The 1,935-nt window shown below is 48.6% G+C and carries 1 rRNA gene; it reads left to right on the forward strand.

Going from position 1 to position 1,935, the window contains the following annotated elements:
* The first annotated feature begins 202 nt into the window (after positions 1–202).
* Positions 203–1,722 (forward strand): 16S ribosomal RNA (locus CPJCM30710_RS17325).
* Positions 1,723–1,935 lie beyond the last annotated feature (213 nt).

Raw genomic sequence — 1,935 nt, forward strand, 5'->3', positions numbered from 1 at the left:
ATGCGACAAATCAAAAAAGTAGTTTTTCTACAGATGTCAATTCAACTTTAAAAATTATAAAAAAAGTTGTTGACAGAGAAGCGAAAAGCTGATAAGATAATCAAGCGGTCAGTTGATGACACGCAAAAATAACTTGGTCTTTGAAAATTAAACAGAGGAAATTAAGTACAGCAATTCTTTTGAGAGCAAGAGATTAAACTTTTAAATTGAGAGTTTGATCCTGGCTCAGGACGAACGCTGGCGGCGTGCCTAACACATGCAAGTCGAGCGAGGAATTTCCTTCGGGAAATTCCTAGCGGCGGACGGGTGAGTAACACGTGGGTAACCTGCCTCATAGAGGGGGATAGCCCTCCGAAAGGAGGATTAATACCGCATAATGTTGTTGAATCGCATGATTCGATAACCAAAGGAGCAATCCGCTATGAGATGGACCCGCGGCGCATTAGCTAGTTGGTGAGGTAATGGCTCACCAAGGCGACGATGCGTAGCCGACCTGAGAGGGTGATCGGCCACATTGGGACTGAGACACGGCCCAGACTCCTACGGGAGGCAGCAGTGGGGAATATTGCACAATGGGGGAAACCCTGATGCAGCAACGCCGCGTGAGTGATGAAGGCCTTCGGGTTGTAAAGCTCTGTCTTCAGGGACGATAATGACGGTACCTGAGGAGGAAGCCACGGCTAACTACGTGCCAGCAGCCGCGGTAATACGTAGGTGGCAAGCGTTGTCCGGATTTACTGGGCGTAAAGGGAGCGTAGGCGGATACTTAAGTGGGATGTGAAATACCCGGGCTCAACTCGGGTGCTGCATTCCAAACTGGGTGTCTAGAGTGCAGGAGAGGAAAGTGGAATTCCTAGTGTAGCGGTGAAATGCGTAGAGATTAGGAAGAACACCAGTGGCGAAGGCGACTTTCTGGACTGTAACTGACGCTGAGGCTCGAAAGCGTGGGGAGCAAACAGGATTAGATACCCTGGTAGTCCACGCCGTAAACGATGGGTACTAGGTGTAGGAGGGTCCAACCTTCTGTGCCGCCGTTAACACAATAAGTACCCCGCCTGGGGAGTACGGTCGCAAGATTAAAACTCAAAGGAATTGACGGGGGCCCGCACAAGCAGCGGAGCATGTGGTTTAATTCGAAGCAACGCGAAGAACCTTACCTAGACTTGACATCTCCTGAATTACCCTTAACCGGGGAAGTCAGTCCCTTTGGGACTGACAGGAAGACAGGTGGTGCATGGTTGTCGTCAGCTCGTGTCGTGAGATGTTGGGTTAAGTCCCGCAACGAGCGCAACCCTTATTGTTAGTTGCTACCATTTAGTTGAGCACTCTAGCAAGACTGCCCGGGTTAACCGGGAGGAAGGTGGGGATGACGTCAAATCATCATGCCCCTTATGTCTAGGGCTACACACGTGCTACAATGGCGAGTACAAAGAGACGCAAGACCGTGAGGTGGAGCAAATCTCAAAAACTCGTCCCAGTTCGGATTGTAGGCTGAAACTCGCCTACATGAAGCCGGAGTTGCTAGTAATCGCGAATCAGCATGTCGCGGTGAATACGTTCCCGGGCCTTGTACACACCGCCCGTCACACCATGAGAGTTGGCAATACCCGAAGTCCGTGAGCTAACCCGTAAGGGGGGCAGCGGCCGAAGGTAGGGTCAGCGATTGGGGTGAAGTCGTAACAAGGTAGCCGTAGGAGAACCTGCGGCTGGATCACCTCCTTTCTAAGGAAGATTTAGTTGATACTTAACGCATGTTAAGATTAACTACAATAATATAATGAGTTGTCAAACGGATTGCTCTAATTCCTCTGTTTAATTTTGAGAGACCAAAAGTCTTTCAAAATTTTGTTCTTTGAAAATTGCACATAAGTAAATGTAAAGCCAAATTGGTAAAACCAAAGAATTATTCTTTGTAAGAGAACCAAAACTGGTAGT

It is taken from the genome of Clostridium polyendosporum, assembly GCF_018332455.1.
Lineage (GTDB): Bacteria > Bacillota > Clostridia > Clostridiales > Clostridiaceae > Clostridium_AY > Clostridium_AY polyendosporum.